This window comes from Paracoccus litorisediminis (assembly GCF_009711205.1).
Classification (GTDB): domain Bacteria; phylum Pseudomonadota; class Alphaproteobacteria; order Rhodobacterales; family Rhodobacteraceae; genus Paracoccus; species Paracoccus litorisediminis.
Genome location: NZ_WMIG01000055.1, coordinates 1 through 1,739, shown reverse-complemented (window position 1 = coordinate 1,739; position 1,739 = coordinate 1). Strand labels below are relative to the sequence as shown.

Annotated in this window: 2 pseudogenes; both read left to right on the top strand. The window is 58.7% G+C overall.

The features are described from left to right. Positions 1-194 precede the first annotated feature (194 nt). Positions 195-362: pseudogene (locus GL300_RS26005) on the top strand (transposase); the annotation flags it as partial. Between the two features lie 82 nt (positions 363-444). After that, positions 445-1,468, top strand: a pseudogene (locus tag GL300_RS26000) (IS110 family RNA-guided transposase). Positions 1,469-1,739 lie beyond the last annotated feature (271 nt).

Genomic DNA, 1,739 nt, shown 5'->3' with positions numbered 1-1,739 from the left:
ATCCCCGAGCTGACCGAGAAACTCTGACGCCTCCTTCCTGCGCAAATATCCCGCAGGGATCGAGGGCAGAGCCCCCGAAATGACGTTCCGAAACCGCCCGGCCTCCGGGCGGTTTTTACATTGAACGGGCATTGTTGCAGCAGGCCCCAGCCAGGAGGCTTTCGAAAGCGAATCCATGTGATTAGGCTTCTAGCATAAACAAGACCGAGCCTACTCGCTACCGCACTGCGAACGTCGAACAATGATGCGCTGAAGCAGCGCGGCTCTTTGCTGATCTGGCTGGACAAGGACATGGCGTGGCGCGGCCCAAAGACCGGGGCAATGGCGGCCCTCCGGTCTTCAGTGACGCGGCTATCCAGTTTTGATGGGGTGGACACCCCCGCCCGACGGCATCGCAATGTGCGAAGGTGGTGATGTCGAAATCGCCACATAGGAGCGGTGTCCATGGAAGAGATTACTATAGTCGGTGTTGATCTCGCCAAGAACGTTTTCCAGATCCACGCCGCGAATTCGGAGGGACGAGCCATTGTCCGAAAGCGGCTTCCTCGCACGCGTTTTTTGATATTCATGTCCGGGCTTTCGCCCTGCGTCGTGGCCATGGAAGCCTGCGCCACATCGCACTACTGGGCACGGGAATTGCGCGCTCTGGGACACGAGGTCCGACTGATCCCGCCGATTTATGTGAAGCCGTTTGTAAAGCGCCAGAAAAACGACGCGAATGACGCGGAGGCGATCACGGAGGCTGCACTGAGGCCCTCGATGCGCACCGTTCCCATGAAGTCTTCGGAGCAGCAGGCCCTTGCCATGCTGTTCCGAACCCGCGAGTTACTGCTGGCGCAGAAGACCCAACTGGTCAACGCGCTGCGCGCGCACCTTGCTGAACATGGGGTTATCGTATCAGCAGCGCGCCGATCCATTGCCCCCTTCATCAAGGCCCTAGAAAACACGCAGGCGCTTCCCGATCTGGTGCGCACAACCGGGGCCTTTTATCTGGACAGGATCACTCGGACCGTTGGCGACATCAAGGCCATGGAACAGCAGATCGATGCTCATGCCCGCGAGCAGGACACAGCGCAGCGCCTGCGCACCATCCCCGGTGTCGGGCCGATTACCTCCATGGCTGTCGCAGCTTTTCCCCTGCGATGGAGGGTTTTGCCCGAGGCCGAGATTTCCCGGCCTGGCTCGGACTTGTCCCTCGGCAATACTCCAGTGGCGGCAAACAGCGCCCGGGAAGACGTCGAAAATGGGGCAGCGAGACATTCGCCGATTGCTGATCAGCGGTGCGATGTCGATCATACGCTGGAAAGGACGGGCGGGCGGGAAGTCCGGCTCGTGGTTGGCACGAATGCTAGCGTGCAAATCGCGGATGGTCACGGCAATCGCTTTGGCCAACAAGATTGCTAGTATCATCTGGGCCATCATGACACGGAAGGACGTTTATAGAGATCCTGCGGGAGCGGTCTGCTGACCGTATCTCGCTAGGAGCGTCGGTGACGCAAGTGGCACATTGATCCTGTATGGGCAATAGATCGACAGATCGGGGTGGGCCAAGCCAGTGTTAGGCAGAGAGCTTTGAGCTCGTAGTTTTGATATGGCGTCCATCCGCGTATCTCCATACATGGTGTGATTGCGGCGGTCGCTCGTTGATGGCGAACGAGGTTCGGTATGCTGGTCTCATGGATAGGAGCCATGAGGAGAACGACCATGAAACTCTATGCCGGTTTGGATGTATCGCTGAA